General features: G+C 71.3%; 15 protein-coding genes. 13 read left to right on the top strand and 2 right to left on the bottom strand.

Annotated elements, in window-relative coordinates; all coding sequences use genetic code 11:
• Positions 1–210 precede the first annotated feature (210 nt).
• From CRP39_RS09165 to CRP39_RS09105, 13 genes are all read left to right on the top strand, one after another.
• Complete coding sequence (locus tag CRP39_RS09165) at positions 211–1614, top strand: aldehyde dehydrogenase family protein (protein ID WP_097206066.1); 1404 nt, start codon at positions 211–213, stop codon at positions 1612–1614.
• On the top strand, positions 1611–2762 hold the full coding sequence (locus CRP39_RS09160; RefSeq protein WP_097206065.1) for an acyl-CoA dehydrogenase family protein: 1152 nt from the start codon (positions 1611–1613) through the stop codon (positions 2760–2762). The genes CRP39_RS09165 and CRP39_RS09160 overlap by 4 nt, the downstream gene beginning before the upstream one ends.
• Complete coding sequence (locus CRP39_RS09155; protein WP_097206064.1) at positions 2759–3562, top strand: amidohydrolase family protein; 804 nt, start codon at positions 2759–2761, stop codon at positions 3560–3562. The genes CRP39_RS09160 and CRP39_RS09155 overlap by 4 nt, the downstream gene beginning before the upstream one ends.
• Before the next feature lie 121 nt (positions 3563–3683).
• Positions 3684–4469: a crotonase/enoyl-CoA hydratase family protein gene (locus CRP39_RS09150; protein WP_097206063.1), complete on the top strand. Its 786-nt coding sequence runs from the start codon at positions 3684–3686 to the stop codon at positions 4467–4469.
• Positions 4470–4576: 107 nt separating this feature from the next.
• Positions 4577–5332 (top strand): SDR family NAD(P)-dependent oxidoreductase, encoded by a 756-nt coding sequence (locus tag CRP39_RS09145; RefSeq protein ID WP_097206062.1) that lies wholly within the window; start codon positions 4577–4579, stop codon positions 5330–5332.
• Positions 5333–5452: 120 nt separating this feature from the next.
• Positions 5453–6583, top strand: a complete 1131-nt coding sequence (locus CRP39_RS09140; protein ID WP_097206061.1) for a thiolase family protein — start codon at positions 5453–5455, stop codon at positions 6581–6583.
• A 49-nt stretch (positions 6584–6632) separates the two neighbouring features.
• Positions 6633–7397, top strand: coding sequence for an SDR family NAD(P)-dependent oxidoreductase (locus tag CRP39_RS09135; protein ID WP_097206060.1), 765 nt, complete (start codon positions 6633–6635; stop codon positions 7395–7397).
• A gap of 7 nt (positions 7398–7404) precedes the next feature.
• On the top strand, positions 7405–8187 hold the full coding sequence (locus CRP39_RS09130) for an enoyl-CoA hydratase/isomerase family protein (RefSeq protein ID WP_097206059.1): 783 nt from the start codon (positions 7405–7407) through the stop codon (positions 8185–8187).
• Positions 8188–8203: 16 nt separating this feature from the next.
• Positions 8204–9013, top strand: a complete 810-nt coding sequence (locus CRP39_RS09125; RefSeq protein ID WP_097206058.1) for an enoyl-CoA hydratase/isomerase family protein — start codon at positions 8204–8206, stop codon at positions 9011–9013.
• Between the two features lie 10 nt (positions 9014–9023).
• Entirely contained in the window at positions 9024–10175 is a 1152-nt protein-coding gene (locus CRP39_RS09120; RefSeq protein ID WP_097206057.1) for an acyl-CoA dehydrogenase family protein, read from the top strand.
• Positions 10172–11245, top strand: a complete 1074-nt coding sequence (locus CRP39_RS09115; protein ID WP_097206056.1) for an acyl-CoA dehydrogenase family protein — start codon at positions 10172–10174, stop codon at positions 11243–11245. Before CRP39_RS09120 ends, CRP39_RS09115 begins: the two co-directional genes overlap by 4 nt.
• On the top strand, positions 11149–12057 hold the full coding sequence (locus CRP39_RS09110) for an NADPH-dependent F420 reductase (RefSeq protein ID WP_342744232.1): 909 nt from the start codon (positions 11149–11151) through the stop codon (positions 12055–12057). Before CRP39_RS09115 ends, CRP39_RS09110 begins: the two co-directional genes overlap by 97 nt.
• A 130-nt stretch (positions 12058–12187) precedes the next feature.
• A complete protein-coding gene (locus tag CRP39_RS09105; protein ID WP_097206054.1) occupies positions 12188–13087 on the top strand; it encodes a DMT family transporter in 900 nt (299 codons plus the stop codon).
• Between the two features lie 60 nt (positions 13088–13147).
• On the opposite strand, the gene CRP39_RS09100 is transcribed toward CRP39_RS09105, so the two are convergent.
• Together CRP39_RS09100 and CRP39_RS09095 are read right to left on the bottom strand one after the other, a co-directional pair.
• Positions 13148–14257 carry a CaiB/BaiF CoA transferase family protein gene (locus tag CRP39_RS09100; protein ID WP_097206053.1) on the bottom strand — a complete coding sequence of 370 codons (1110 nt, stop codon included), beginning with the start codon at positions 14255–14257 and terminating at the stop codon, positions 13148–13150.
• An 80-nt stretch (positions 14258–14337) separates the two neighbouring features.
• Complete coding sequence (locus CRP39_RS09095) at positions 14338–15039, bottom strand: TetR/AcrR family transcriptional regulator (protein ID WP_097206052.1); 702 nt, start codon at positions 15037–15039, stop codon at positions 14338–14340.
• Positions 15040–15045 lie beyond the last annotated feature (6 nt).

The raw sequence follows: 15045 nt of genomic DNA, 5'->3' as shown, positions 1-15045 counted from the left end.
CGGGGTGCGCCGCGGGGTCGTCGTGTCTGCCGCAGCCACCGCTGATCGGCGTCGCCTTGCGGACCCCGGCGAGTAGCTCCTGCAGACAGTCCTACCCGTCCGGACCGCCGGAGGGAAGAGGAAACTTGTTGGTTGACAAAAAACCTACGACGGGCATGCTGAGCCCATGCGGCGCGGTGCGTGGGACGCCGTCGGGTCGAAGGAGACTCTGTGAAGACGTATGGCCATTGGATCGACGGCGCGGAGCATGCTCCGGCGTCGGGCGAGCACATCCCGTCGACGTCTCCATGGACGGGTGCCACGGTCGCGGAGATCCCCTCGGGGGACTCCGCGGACGTCGCAGCCGCCGTCACGTCGGCCTCGGCCGCCCTCGCGGCGTGGCGGGCGCTCAAGCCGGGAGTACGTGGACGCTTGCTGGCCGATCTCGCCGACGGCATCCGTGCCGAGCGCCAGCTGCTGGCCGACCTCGAGGGCGCCGAGGCGGGCAAACCCGCAGCGCAGTCCCTTCGCGAGGTGGATGCCGCCGCGAGCTACTTCGACTTCTACGCCGGGCTCTCCAACATCCCGTCCGGCGAGGTGATCGATCTCGGCCCGGGCATGCACGGCTACACGACACACGAGCCGTATGGCGTGATCGGCGTGATCACGCCGTGGAACGCGCCGCTCAACCAGGCCGCCCGCGCCGTGGCTCCCGCCCTCCTGGCGGGGAACGTCGTGGTCGTCAAGCCGTCGGAGTTCACGTCGGCGACCACGCTCGAGCTGGCCCGCATCGCCACCGTCGCCGGTCTCCCGGCCGGCGTGCTGAACGTCGTGACGGGCACGGGCGTAGGAGCGGGACAGCCGCTCGTGGAGCACCGCGACGTGCGCAAGCTGGCCTTCACCGGCTCGCTGCGAGCCGGCCGGCAGATCGGCCGCGTCGCGGCGGACCGCGTGCTGCCGCTCACCCTCGAGCTCGGGGGCAAGTCGGCCAACATCGTCTTCGCCGACGCCGACCTGCCGGAGGCTGCGGCCGGGTCGGTGCGCGCCTTCACGGCCAATGCCGGCCAGGTCTGCAGCGCCGGCACCCGCCTGCTGGTCGCCGACGAGATCCACGACGAGTTCGTCCAGCTCCTGCTCGAACGGGTCAAGAGCGTCCAGCCCGGTGAGTCGTACGGCCAGCTGACCACCGAGGACCAGTTCACCAAGGTGCAGTCCTACTTCGAGGTCGCTCGCCAGGACGGCGCGACCCTGGCGGCCGGCGGAGCCGCGACGGGGGAGGGCTGGCTGGTCGAGCCCACCGTCTACACCGACGTCACGAACTCGATGACGATCGCCCGCGAGGAGATCTTCGGGCCGGTGCTCGCCGTGCTCCGGTTCAGCACCGAGGACGAGGCCATCGCCATCGCCAACGACTCCGAGTTCGGCCTCGCCGCCGGCATCTGGACAAGCGACGTCGCCCGTGCCCACCGGGTCGCGGCTCGACTCGAAGCAGGACAGGTCTACGTCAACGAGTGGCTGACGGGCTTGGTCGAGGGTCCCTTCGGCGGCAACAAGAACAGTGGTTACGGCCGCGAGAAGGGCATGGAGGCCCTGCGCCACTACACCCAGACGAAGTTCGTCGCGGTGAAGCTGTGAGCGGCCCGTTCCACGCGCTCGATGCCGAACACGTACTGCTGCGGGACCGCGCGCGGAACCTGGCCGAGCTGTGCCTGCCGCACGCGGAGCGCGCGGACGAGAGCGATTCCGTCGACTCCGACGTGCTGCAGCTCCTGAAGGAGAGCGGCCTGGCGGCGGTGCAGGTCCCGGCTGCGTACGGCGGCCACTTCGAGAACCCCGACTCGCTGGCCGTCACCGTGGTGCGCGAGCAGCTCGCGGCGTCCTCCAGCCACCTGGACTCCCTCTTCGCGATGCAGGGGATCGGCAGCTACGCGATCTCGGTCGGTGGCTCGGACGAGATCAAGGAGCACTGGCTCCCGCGCGTGGCCGCGATGGACGCGATCGCCGCACTGGCACTGACGGAGCCCGACGTCGGCTCCGATCTCAAGGCACTCACCACCACGATCGCGGCCGACGGTGACGAGGTGGTGGTGACCGGCACGAAGAGCTTCATCACCAACGGGGGCGACGCGAGCTACTACTGCGTGCTCGGCAAGGAGGAGGGCGACGGGGTGGGGTACTCCCTGGTCCTCGTGCCCGCTGACACCCCGGGGGTCACCACCAGCCGTCCCTACCAGATCATGGCTCCACACGTGCTCGGTGACATCGAGTTCGACGGAGTCCGGGTGCCGGTGTCACACCGCCTGGGAGCGCCCACCAAGGGCTTCGGTCTGGTGCTCGCCACGCTGGCCACGTTCCGGGTCTCCGTGGCCGGTGCCGCCATCGGTACGGCGCAGGCGGCGCTCGACGACGCTCTCGCGCACACCACCGGACGCGACCTGTTCGGCACCTCGTTGGCGCGGTTGGGCCCGGTTCCTCAGCTGCTGGCGATGTCGTGGACCGAGATCGAGATGGCCCGCAGCTTCGCCTACCAGGTCGCCCGCGCAGCCGCGGCCGACCCGCTGGGGAGCCTGCACCTGTCGTCGATGGCCAAGATCGGCGCGACCGAGATCGCCGGCCGCGTGGTCGACCGCAGCGTCCAGGTCATGGGCCGGTTCGGACTGGTCCGCGGTTCCCGGATCGAGCGGCTGTACCGGGCGGCACGCCCGATGCGCGTGTACGAGGGCGCGACCGAGGTGTTGCTCGATGGGCTGTCCAAGCAGCTGATCAAGGGGCACGGACGATGATCATCGACGCGCACTGCCACGTGTGGCCGGACGAGATCGCCCGCAAGGTGCTCGCCGACCGTCCCGTCGGACTCGACCCGGTCCACGACGGCACCCTGGACGGTCTGCGGCGCACGATGGACACCGCCGGCATCGACATGGCGATGACGCTCGCGGTGGCGAACGTCGGTCGGACCGTGCGGCGGACCAACGAGTTCATCGGCCGGGTCGACCGGTCGCGGTTCGTGCCGTTCGGCACCGTCCACCCCGACCTGTCGGTGGAGGACAACCTCGCGGCCCTGCGGGACAACGGCGTCGTCGGCGTGAAACTGCACCCGCTGTTCCAGTCGGTGGCCTTCGCGGACGCCCGGACGCGGGAGATCCTGGCCGCGCTGGCCGAGAACGACATCCCGGTCATCGCGCACGTCGGCTCCGGGGGCGACGCGGACCAGAACGAGCGGGGCGCGCCGAAGAGCCTCGCCGCGATGATCGCGGCGACCCCGGGCCTGCGGCTCATCGCGGCGCACTACGGCGGCTACCAGGTCCTCGACGAGGCCGAGCGGTGGTCGGTCGGGACCGACGTCCATCTCGAGACGTCGTGGCCACCCAGCATGGGGACCCTCCCTCCCGACCGGGTCATGAGCATCATCCGCCGCCACGGAGCCGACCGCGTCGTCTTCGGCTCGGACTGGCCGATGACCGACCCCGCCACCGAGATCGCGGCAGTGAAGGCCCTCGGTCTGACCTCCGAGGAGGAGCGCGGGGTGCTCGGCGACAACCTCGCGCGGCTGCTGCGCATCGAGCCGCCCGCGACCGCGTGAGGCCACCGCCGGGCTGCCCTTCGTCCCGTCGCCACGCCCTACGGAAGCCCGTGAAACGCCCCCATGTGAACGGCACGAGCATCGGCCTCGACGCCGCTCGACGACTCGCCAGGAGCTGACCGTGACCACCTCCGACGCCACCCACGAGCAGCCGCTGCTGGTCTCGGACCACGACGGCGTGCGCACCCTCACGCTCAACCGCCCGGCCGCGCGCAACGCGGTCAACCTGGCGCTCGCCACGGCGATCGACGCGGCGCTTACCGAGTTCGACGAGCGCCGCGACCTCAGCGTCGCGGTCCTGGCGGCGAACGGGACCACGTTCTGCGCCGGCATGGACCTCAAGGCGTTCCTGCGCGGGGAGCGACCGATCACGCCGCGACGCGGGTTCGCGGGCATCGTGCAGGAGCCCCCGCGCAAACCGATCATCGCGGCGGTCGACGGCCCCGCCGTGGCGGGGGGCTTCGAGATCGTCCTGGCCTGCGACATGATCGTCGCCGCGGAGAACGCGTTCTTCGCGCTCCCCGAGGTCAAGCGCGGTCTCGTCGCCGCCGGTGGCGGGTTGCTGCGACTGCCCGGGCGGCTGCCCTACCACCTGGCCATGGAACTGGCGCTGACCGGCAAGACGATCTCCGCGGTCGACGCCGAGCGCCTGGGCCTGGTCAACAAGCTGGTGGCGCCGGGCACCGCGGTGGCCGCGGCGACGGAGCTCGCCGCCGAGGTCGCTGCCTGTGGGCCGCTGGCCGTCGCGGCGACGAAGCAGATCCTGCAGGACAGCCCAGGCTGGCCCGCGGGGGAGGCGTTCGCGCGCCAGTCCGAGTTGACCGAGCCCGTGCGGTCGTCCGCGGACGCCGTCGAGGGCGCGCGTGCCTTCACCGAGAAGCGTCCGCCGGCGTGGACAGGCTCGTGAGTTGTGACAGGCGCCCGGCCCGTCCGGCGGGCGTCGACCGCATCCGAGCACGGTGACCGAGTGCCGACCCGGCGCCGACGGCGCTCTGGATCTGTGAGGGAGAGACCATGGACTTGGGCCTGACCGGCTGCGGGGTCATCGTGACCGGCGCGAGCAAGGGACTGGGACGAGCAGCAGCGCGCGCGTTGGCCGCCGAGGGTGCGAACGTGCTCGCCGTCGCCCGGACGGCTGCCAGTCTCGACGAGCTGGCCGCGGAGAACGCCGCCGGCACGATCCACCCCCACGTGTGCGACATGCGCGACCGTGAGCAGGTGCGAGCCCTCGCGGCCGTGGCGGTGGAGCGACTCGGGCGCCTCGACGTGGTGGTGAACAACGCAGGCATCGCACCTGCCGCCGACTTCCTCGAGATGGACATGTCCCTCTTCGACGAGGTCATGGAGGTCAACGTCGCGTCCATCGCGGTGCTCTCCCAGGCCGCCGCTCGTCACTTCGTCGCAACCGGCGAGGGTGGCCGCATCATCAACGTGGTGTCGATCTCGGGCATCCTCGGCAAGGCGACGCTGGCCGCCTACTCGGCTTCCAAGAGCGCCGCGATCCAGCTCACGAGAGCGCTCGCGGCCGAGTGGGCACGCCACGACATCCAGGTCAACGCCATCGCCCCGGGCGCCTTCGCCACCGAGGCCCAGTCCTACGTGACGAGCAACCCGGACGTCCTGGCCAAAAGGGTGCGGAAGATCCCTGCCCGACGGATGGCTCAGCCCGACGAGATCGGGCCGCTGGTCTGCTTCCTGTCGTCGACGAGTGCGAAGTTCGTGACGGGGGCCGTGTATGTGATCGACGGCGGCGAGACAGCCAAGATCTGACCGCCCACTCGGACGACACGGTCCGGTCGGATGGAGGCCTTGTGTCGGCGCCGGGCGTGTGGTGTCATCGAGCAGCAAAATAGTTGGTCAACCGACAACAGTTGCGTAGAGGAGCACCACATGCGGGATGCAGTCATCGTCGACGCGGTACGGACACCGATCGGCAAGCGGAACGGTGCTCTCGCGGACATCCACCCCGCGGACCTCTCGGCCGGCGTGCTGCGCGCCCTGGTGGAGCGCACCGGCGTCGCCCCGTCGATCGTCGACGACGTGATCTGGGGGTGCGTCAGCCAGGTCTCCGAGCAGGCCAGCAACATCGGTCGCAACGCTGTCCTGACGGCCGGGTGGCCCGAGAGCGTCCCTGCCACGTCGGTGAACCGGGCGTGCGGATCGAGCCAGCAGGCGGTGAGCTTCGCCGCCGCGGGGGTGATCGCCGGGCACTACGACTTCGCCGTGGCCGGCGGCGTCGAGTCGATGTCCCGCGTCCCGATGGGCAGCGCCGCGCAGGGGGCCCAGACCGTGCCCACGGCCGTGCTCGAGCACTACGGGGTCGACGGGTTCAACCAGGGCGTCGGCGCCGAGATGATCGCGGAGCGGTGGGGGTTCTCCCGCGCCGCGCTGGACGAGTACGCGCTGCGCTCCCACGAACTGGCGGCCGCCGCGGTCGACGCCGGCGCGTTCGCCTCTCAGCTGGTGCCGCTCGGCGGCCTGCAGTCCGACGAGGGCATCCGGCGGGGAGGCTCCCTGGAGAAGCTCGCCACCCTGCCGACTCCGTTCAAGGACGACGGCGTCATCTCGGCCGGCAACGCCTCCCAGATCTCCGACGGCGCAGGCGCCCTTCTGCTGACCACCTCGGACGTCGCCCGGGCCAACGGATTCACACCCCTGGCGCGGATCCACACCGCGGTGGTGGCCGGCGACGACCCGGTGATCATGCTGACGGCCCCGATCCGGGCCACCGAGCTGGCGCTGGAGAAGTCGGGGCTCTCGATCGACGAGATCGGCGCCTTCGAGGTCAACGAGGCGTTCGCGCCGGTTCCCCTGGCGTGGCTGGCCGAGACCGGTGCGAAGGCAGACCGGCTGAACCCGCTCGGCGGCGCCATCGCCGTCGGTCACCCCCTCGGCGGGTCGGGCGCCATCCTGATGACCCGGCTGGTGCACCACATGCGCGACAACGGGATCCGCTACGGACTCCAGACGATGTGCGAGGCCGGCGGCCTGGCCAACGCCACGATCCTCGAGCTGCTCTGACCGCCCCCACCGGGCGCCACGGACACTCCCCACTGACAGGAGAACGGCAATGCAGCTGAACGGATCCGTCATCGCGGTGACCGGCGGAGCGTCAGGTCTCGGTCTGGCCACGGCCCGGCGCCTGGTCGATGCCGGTGCGAAGGTCGCGTTGGTCGACCTCCCGGGCTCCGACGGTGAGGCGTCGGCCAAGGAGCTGGGTGAGAACGCCCGCTTCACGCCGGGTGACGTGACCGACGAGGCGTCCTTCGGGGCGGCCCTGGACGCGGCCGAGGGCCTCGGGCCGCTCCAGGGCCTCGTGCACTGCGCGGGGAGCGGCCGGAAGCTCCGCCTGCTCGACAGGGAGGGCAACCCGGGATCGCTCGAGGACTTCGAGTTCGTCATCAGGCTCAACCTGGTGGGCAGCTTCAACGCGCTCCGGCTCGGGGCGGCCCGGATGGCCCGGCACGAGCCCGTCGACGGCGAACGGGGCGCCATCATCATGACGGCGTCCGTGGCGGCGTTCGAGGGTCAGATCGGGCAGATCCCCTACACCGCCTCCAAGGCCGGCATCGTGGGCATGACCATCACCGCGGCTCGCGACCTGGCCAGCAAGGGCATCCGCGTGTGCACGATCGCCCCGGGCATCATGGACACGCCGCTGCTGGGCCGGCTCCGCGAGGACGTCCGGGAGAGCCTGGCCGTCAGCGTGCCGAACCCCCAGCGTCTCGGTACGCCCGACGAGTACGCCCAGCTCGCGCAGGCCATCCTGGAGAACGCCTACCTCAACGGCGAGACCATCCGCCTGGACGGCGCCCTCCGCATGGCGCCCCGCTAGGCCGCTGATGCCTGACCTGGAGTACACCGTCGACGGCGGCGTGGGGACGATCCTGCTGAACCGTCCGCATGCGAAGAACGCTTTCACGCTGGAGATGGTGGAGGCGTGGGCAGCCGCGCTGCGCTCCGCCCGCACCGATCCGGACGTCCGGGTCGTCGTGGTCACCGGCGCCGGCGACGCCTTCTGCGCCGGCATCGACCTGTCGGTGCTGGAGGCCGTCGGCGACGAGCCGCTGGCCCTGAAGTCGATGCTGACCGGCGGCGTGCACGAGGTCGCCCGAGCGGTCGACGAGCTGTCCAAGCCCGTCATCGCCGCCGTGAACGGCGCGGCCGTCGGCGCCGGCATGGACATGGCGCTCATGTGCGACATCCGGGTGCTCTCGCAGTCGGCCCGGCTGTCGGAGGGCTACATCCGCGTGGGTCTCGTGCCCGGCGACGGCGGGTGCTACTACCTGCCCCGCCTGGTCGGCATGTCGAAGGCCCTGGAGCTGCTCTGGACCGGGGACTTCGTCGACGCGGAGGAGGCCCTGAGGATCGGGTTGGCGACCAAGGTCTACGCCGACGCCGACTTCACGGACGCCTACCGGACCTTCGCGACCCGGCTCGCCGAACAACCGCCGATCAACGTCGCGATGATCAAGCGGGCCGCGCAGCAGTCGGTCCACTCCGACCTGCGCACGGCGCTCGACCTCATCTCCTCCCACCTGGCCGTCGTCCACGGGACGAGGGACTCCCGGGAAGCCCGCTCCGCCCTCCGCGAGCGACGCCGGCCGTCGTTCGAGGGGCGCTAGAGAACAGGAGCTGACCATGAACTCGACGGAGCCGGTGGCCCTCACCTCGGCCGAGGGCGTCACGACGATCACGTTGAACCGCCCGGAGCGCAAGAACGCGATCGATGAGTCGATGTGGCGCACGCTCAGCGACATGCTGCGGCACGTTCGCGACGACGCCGACACGCGCGCGGTCGTCCTCCAGGGTGCCGGAGGCGACTTCTGCGCTGGTGCGGACGTCGCCAAGAGCGCGCACGAGGAGCACCCTCTCCCGCGGCTGCGCCGCATCGGTGACGTCGCCCTGGCACTGTTCGAGCTGCCGGTGCCCGTGATCGCCAAGGTCGACGGCGTCGCGGCGGGGGCCGGGTGCAACATGGCCCTCGCCTGCGACCTCGTCGTCGCATCCAGCCGTGCCCGCTTCACCGAGATCTTCACCCGTCGTGGACTGTCGATCGACTTCGGTGGCTCCTGGCTGCTCCCGCGGATCGTCGGTCTGCAGCAGGCCAAGCGGCTGGCGCTGCTCGCGGAGGTCATCGACGCGGCCGAGGCCCACCGTCTCGGGATGGTGACCTGGGTCCAGCCCGAGGACCAGCTCGACGACTTCGTCGCCGGTGTCGCGCAGAAGCTGGCCGCACTGCCACCCATCGCGCTCGGGCAGACCAAGGCACTCCTCAACGAAGGCGTCGGTCTGGACCTGCCCGCGGCGATCCGCAACGAGGCCGCTGCGCAGGCGGTCAACTTCGCCACCGAGGATGCGCCGGCGGCGTTCCGGTCCTTCTTGGACAAGACCGACCCGCCTCACTACACCGGCCGGTGGGCCGTCCGACAAGGCGCGACCCGACCGTGAGAGGTTCCCGATGGACTTCCTGACACTGTCGCCCGTGGCGTTCCCGGAGCCGCTCGTCGAGCTCCGGCACCAGGTGCGGGCCTTCCTGCGCGACGAGATCACGGAAGGCCGGATCACCCCGCACTGCGACCAGTGGCTCGCCGGCTGGGATCCGGGCTTCAGCCGGCGGCTGGCCGAGCGGGGATGGCTCGGCATGGCCTTCCCGACGGAGTACGGCGGCTCAGCGGCGGGCGCGCTGGCGCGGTTCGTCGTCACCGAGGAGCTGTTGGCCGCCGGCGCGCCCGTCGCTGCGCACTGGATCGCCGATCGTCAGTCGGGACAGGCGCTGATGAAGTTCGGGACCGAGGAGCAGCGGAAGGCCTTCCTGCCGCGCATCGCCCGGGGAGAGTGCTTCTTCGCCATCGGGATGAGCGAGCCGGACACGGGCTCGGACCTCGCCTCCGTGCGCACCCGCGGCACCCGGGTGGACGGCGGCTGGGTGCTCAACGGCACGAAGCTGTGGACCAGCGGGGCCCACCACGCTCACGCCATGATCGCGCTCATCCGGACCGAGGAGCTCGGCGAGTCCAGGCACGCCGGCCTGACCCAGGTCATCGTCGAGCTCCCCGACCCGGCTGTCGAGGTTCGACCGATCCGGCTGCTGACCGGCGAGCACCACTTCAACGAGGTGGTCTTCCAGGACACCTTCGTGCCCGACTCGCGCGTGCTCGGGAAGCCCGGCGCCGGGTGGAAGCAGGTCACCAGCGAACTCGCCCTGGAACGCAGCGGCCCGGAGCGCATCCTGTCCACCTTCCCGCTGCTCGTGGTGGCGCTCCGGACGATCGCCGAGGACGGCGTGGACGTCGACCGGGCGCGACTGGGAGAGCTGGTCGCGCGCTTGTGGGCGCTGCGTCGGATGTCCATCGCGGTTGCCGGACGGCTCGAGCAGGGCGAGGACCCGGCCACTGCCGCGGCGATCGTCAAGGACCTCGGCACGCAGTTCGAGGGCGGCCTGATCGACGTCGTCCGGATGATGGTCGGGATCGAGCCGGACCTCGGGTCGTTGTACCGGCTCCCGCGGATGCTGGCCGAGGCCGTCCTGCACAGTCCCGGGTTCACCCTCCGGGGCGGCACGAACGAGATCCTGCGCGGGATCGTGGCGAAGGCAGTGGGAGCGTCATGAGCGACATCACCGAGGCACTCACCCAGGCAGTCGCCGACGCCTGCGGCCGACACCCGTCGTCCGCCGGTGCCTCGGGCACGGTGGAGTGGAACGTGCCTCTGTGGTCCGCACTCGACCAGATCGGGATCACGCTGCTTTCGGTGCCCGAGGATCGGGGTGGATCGGACGGCGACCTGGTTACCGCCGCCGCGGTGCTGGAGATCCTCGGGGAGCACTCTGCGACAGTGCCGTTCGCGGAGACCGCGATGCTGGCCGGCTGGCTGCTCGCCGAGTGCAGCGCGCCCATCCCGGCCGGCCCGATGACCGCCGCGGTCGCCGGCCCCGACGTCACCCTGGTCGAGGACGCGGGTGGGTGGGTGCTGAACGGTGAGCTCGCCCGCGTCCCGTGGGGCCGCCACGCCGACCACCTGGTGCTGCTCGTGGGGCGTCACGTCGTGACGGTCCACCGCGACGAGGTCGACCTGCGGCCCGGTGCCAACCTGGCCGGGGAGCCGCGCGACGACGTGGCCCTCCACCGCCTCGCCGTCCCCGCGGACCGGGTTCACCCCCTTCCCGCGGACTCCGCGGTCGACGCGCGGCTGTTCGCCGCCCGTGGCGTCGTGGGCCGCCTGGCCATGATGGCCGGCGCCGCGCGGCGGTCGCTGGAGATGTCCCTCGCCTATGCCTCCGAGCGCCATCAGTTCGGCCGCCCGATCGGGGGATTCCAGTCCGTCCAGCAGCAGGTCGCCGCGATGGCCGCGGAGGTCCTGCTGTGCAAGGTGGCGGCACAGTCGGCCGCGCAGGCCCTCGACTCAGGGGCCGACTGGGAACTGGCGGTCGCCGCGGCGAAGGTCTCGGCGGGCAGCGCGGCCGGCACGGTGGCCAGGATCGCCCATCAGGTCCACGGGGCGATCGGCTTCACCGACGAGCACGACCTGCGCCGGAGCACCACGAGGATCTGGAGCTGGCGTGACGAGTTCGGCAGCGTGGGGGAGTGGGCCCGGGAGCTCGGCACCCTCGCGGCGGCTGCTGGCGCCGACGGGCTGTGGCCGCTGCTGACCGAGGGCGGGGCACGGGCCGTCGCGGGTTGACGAGTGTTCGTGGCAGCCACGGTGAGATCTCACCGAAGCGTTCCCATCGACAGGAGGGCACCACCATGAGGATCGGCATCCTCGGCGTCGGGCACATCGGCAAGTCCCTGGCCCAGCAGTTGAGTGCGGCCGGACACGACGTGAAGGTGGCCAACTCGCGCGGCCCCGGGACGATCGAGTCCGACGTGCTGTCCTCGGGCGCGCGCGCCGTGACGTCGGCCGAGGCGGTGGTGGACGTCGACGTCGTCATCCTCTCCGTCCCCCTGGGCCGGATCCCGCAGGTGGCCCCGCTCCTCACCGACCTGCCCCCCGACACGGTCATCATCGACACGTCGAACTACTACCCGGCGCGCGACGGCGCGATCGAGGCCATCGAGGACGGCCAGGTCGAGAGCCTGTGGGTTGCCGAGCAGCTGGGCCGGCCGGTCGTCAAGGCCTGGAACGCCATCGGTTCCGGTTCCCTCGCCACGAAGCGAAAGCCGGCCGGGAGCCCTGACCGCATCGCGATCCCCGTGGCCGCCGACGACGACAGGGGGCGGGACGTGGCGATGGCGCTGGTCGAGGAGACCGGGCTGGACGCGTTCGATGCAGGGACACTGGCGGAGTCGTGGCGCCAGCAGCCCGGCACGCCTGGCTACTGCACGGACCTCAGCCGCGAGGAGCTGTCCGGCGCGTTGGCGGCAGCCGACGCGGCCCGCTCGCCGAGGCGGCGTGACCTCGCGGTCGAGGTCATCCTGGACAAGCTCGGGGACCCCAGGTCGAACCCGGATGCGGACTTCGGGGTCCGGCTGGCTCGCCTCATCTACATGTGAACCCCCGGCGCATCGGGGGGCGTCTTGGGGCGCCGTCGTCCTTCGCCCACCCGCGGCCACCGCGCGGCAGTAGCACCCCGCTCTTGTCGCACGGAGGCGATGGTCGGTCCGGCATCATCGGACCTCGCCCATGACGGGAAGCACCTCCCGCGTCCAGACGCTGGGTGGACCCGCTCTTTTCGTCCTGCTGTGGAGCACCGGTTTCGTCGGTGCCAGGTACGGGCTGCCCTACGCCGAGCCGTTCACCTTCCTGAGCTTGCGCCTGGGCGTCGCCGCGGCCCTGCTCGGCGTCCTCGCCGTCGCGCTGCGTTCGGCCGGCATGGCCTTCCGTCGGGAGTACGGCCGTGCCTCGGTCGCCGGTCTGCTGCTGCACGGCGGTTACCTGGGCGGCGTCTTCTACGCCATCTCGCTCGGCGTGCCCGCGGGGGTGTCGGCGGTGATCGTGAGCCTGCAACCGGTGCTCACCGCGGTCCTCGCCGCGAGAGTGCTCGGCGAGCGCCCCACGGCGCGCCAGTGGCTCGGGCTGGCGCTGGGCGTCGGAGGCGTCGTGCTGGTCGTCGGCCCGGGCATCGCCGTCGCCGGCCCCGCCGAGCCGCTTCCCGTGGCCGGTCTCGTCGCGTGCCTCGTGGCACTGGCCTCAGGGACGGTCGGCACCGTCTACCAGAAGCGGCACGGCGACCGCATCCCGCTGGTCTGGGGCACGGCGGTGCAGTACGCGGCGGCCGCGGCCGTGGTGCTGGCCGGCGCGGTGGCGACCGAGGACATGTCGATCCGGTGGACCGGTGAGTTCATCATCGCGTTCGTGTGGCTGGTGCTGTTCCTGTCGATCGGCGCCGTGCTGCTGCAGCTCCTGCTGCTGCGCCGGGGCACGGCCGCGGGTGTTTCCAGCCTTTACTACCTGGTGCCGGTGGCCACCTCGGTCGAGGCGTACCTGCTCTTCGGCGAGCGGCTCAGCGGGCCGTCGCTCGTGGGGATCGGGGTGTCCGCTCTGGGTGTCGCGCTGATGATGGCGCCGACCGGGGAGCGCTGATGCGCAGCGACCGGATCACCGCCTGCACCACGGGGGTCACGCGGGATTCCTCGGACCCCGTCAGGCCTGGCTCGCCTGCCCACTCCACTCCGCGATGACGACGCCGACGTCCGTGGGCTCGCTCGGCGGTGGCGCGGGGGTGCCGGGGTCCGTACGCGAGAACCGCGGTGCGGGGGAGGGCTGGACGATGCCGTTGAGTTCGGTGACGACGCCCCGGGCGACGACGTGCTCGTGCCGGCTGGCCTCGTCGAAGGAGAGCACGGGAGTCACGCACGCGTCGACCGCAGCGAAGACGTCCGTCCAGTGCTGGCGCGGTTCGCTCAGGAACGCGTCGGTCAACCGGGCACGCAGCGCCGGCCACCCGGACCGGTCGTGCTGGCCGGGCAGGTCCTCCCCGGCCAGACCCACTCCCTCCAGCAGCCGCTGGTAGAACTGCGGCTCGACGGCGCCGACCGCCATGTAGCCGCCGTCCGCGCACTCGTAGGTGTCGTAGAAGGGGGCGCCGCCGTCGAGGAAGTTCTCCCCACGCCTGGCGGTCCACGCCCCGCCGCCGTACATCGACCACAGCATGTGCCCGAGCACGCTCGTTCCGTCGAGCATGGCGGCATCGACGACCTGGCCGACGCCGGAGCGCTCGCGCTCCCACAGCGCCGCGAGGATCCCGGTGAGCAGGAACATCGAGCCACCGCCGTAGTCACCGATGAGGTTCAGCGGTGGGACGGGGCGCTGGCCGGCGCGTCCCACCGCGTTGAGGATGCCGGCGATCGCGAGGTAGTTGATGTCGTGCCCGGCGCGGTTCGCCAGCGGACCGTCCTGTCCCCACCCGGTCATCCGGCCGTACACGAGGCGGGGGTTCACCCGCTGGCAGTCCTGCGGCCCCAGCCCGAGTCGCTCGGCCACGCCGGGCCGGTACCCCTCGATGAGCACGTCCGCGCGTGCCAGGAGCTGGAGGACGGTCTCCCGATCAGCCGGGGACTTCAGATCGGCGGTCACCGTGCGCCGTCCGCGCAGCTGCTCGTTGCGACCCTGCGGCCCCAGGCCGAAGGGCGCGTCCGGACGCTCGACGCGGACGACGTCGGCGCCGAGATCGGCGAGGATCATCGCGGCGTGCGGGCCGGGCCCGATGCTGGCCAGCTCGACGACGCGCAGAGCCCTGAGCGGTCCTGTCATGACGTACCTCGATCCATGCGGAACTGGATGGACCGCGCACGTCGGATGGTGTGCCGGCCTGGCTTTCCGAACTCGCCGCCTCAAGCCGGCAGGCGGCCTTCCTCCGGGTCACCGTCGGACGCCACGGACCGGTCGCCGGCCAGGTGGCCGATCAGTTGATCGATGAACGACGAGAGCACGGCACCGGAATCGATGGAGTCCGGATCGAGCTTCCACAGGTAACCCACTCCGCGCAGCTGCGCGACGATGATCGCGGCCTGCAGCTCGGGATCGATGCCCGGGACGATGGAACCGTCCCGTACACCGCGCTCGATGAAGTTGCTGATGCGGGAACGGAGACCCCTGTTCAGGGCGACGAATCGATCCCGCAGCTCAGGGACGGGGCCGACGGCCTCGAAGATCAGGGCGTAGAGGACGCCGAGGGAATGTGGGTGCTTCTCGTACGAGTTCTTGATCTCGGTCAGCAGGACGCGCAGCGCCTCCCGCCCGTCCAGGCCGTGCAGCTCCGGCTCGAGGGTCTCGACATCCCAGCGACCGACGATCGAGTCGACGAGGGCCTCGAGCAACTTGGCCTTGGACCCGAAGCGAGCAGTCGCGAGGCTGCGGCTGTACCCGGCGCGCTCTCCGACCGTGGCGAGGGTCATCGACTGGTACCCGCCCTCGGCCACGAGCTCGCCTGCGGCATGGAGCAGGAGGCGGGTGGAGCGCTCAGAGCGGACCTGATGACCGTTGAGGCTCTGCTCGGTTCCCATGGCGAAATCATAGTTGATCGACCACCACATTCAAGG

Source organism: Geodermatophilus sabuli, from assembly GCF_900215145.1.
Classification (GTDB): domain Bacteria; phylum Actinomycetota; class Actinomycetes; order Mycobacteriales; family Geodermatophilaceae; genus Geodermatophilus; species Geodermatophilus sabuli.
This window is presented reverse-complemented; position numbering and strand designations above follow the sequence as displayed.

Coding starts and splice junctions, on each gene's coding strand:
- CRP39_RS09155 (WP_097206064.1), top strand. CDS start 2,759: ATGATCATCGACGCGCACTGCCACGTGTGGCCGGACGAGATCGCCCGC.
- CRP39_RS09145 (WP_097206062.1), top strand. CDS start 4,577: ATGGACTTGGGCCTGACCGGCTGCGGGGTCATCGTGACCGGCGCGAGC.
- CRP39_RS09140 (WP_097206061.1), top strand. CDS start 5,453: ATGCGGGATGCAGTCATCGTCGACGCGGTACGGACACCGATCGGCAAG.
- CRP39_RS09135 (WP_097206060.1), top strand. CDS start 6,633: ATGCAGCTGAACGGATCCGTCATCGCGGTGACCGGCGGAGCGTCAGGT.
- CRP39_RS09130 (WP_097206059.1), top strand. CDS start 7,405: ATGCCTGACCTGGAGTACACCGTCGACGGCGGCGTGGGGACGATCCTG.
- CRP39_RS09125 (WP_097206058.1), top strand. CDS start 8,204: ATGAACTCGACGGAGCCGGTGGCCCTCACCTCGGCCGAGGGCGTCACG.
- CRP39_RS09120 (WP_097206057.1), top strand. CDS start 9,024: ATGGACTTCCTGACACTGTCGCCCGTGGCGTTCCCGGAGCCGCTCGTC.
- CRP39_RS09115 (WP_097206056.1), top strand. CDS start 10,172: ATGAGCGACATCACCGAGGCACTCACCCAGGCAGTCGCCGACGCCTGC.
- CRP39_RS09105 (WP_097206054.1), top strand. CDS start 12,188: ATGACGGGAAGCACCTCCCGCGTCCAGACGCTGGGTGGACCCGCTCTT.
- CRP39_RS09100 (WP_097206053.1), bottom strand. CDS start 14,257: ATGACAGGACCGCTCAGGGCTCTGCGCGTCGTCGAGCTGGCCAGCATC.
- CRP39_RS09095 (WP_097206052.1), bottom strand. CDS start 15,039: ATGTGGTGGTCGATCAACTATGATTTCGCCATGGGAACCGAGCAGAGC.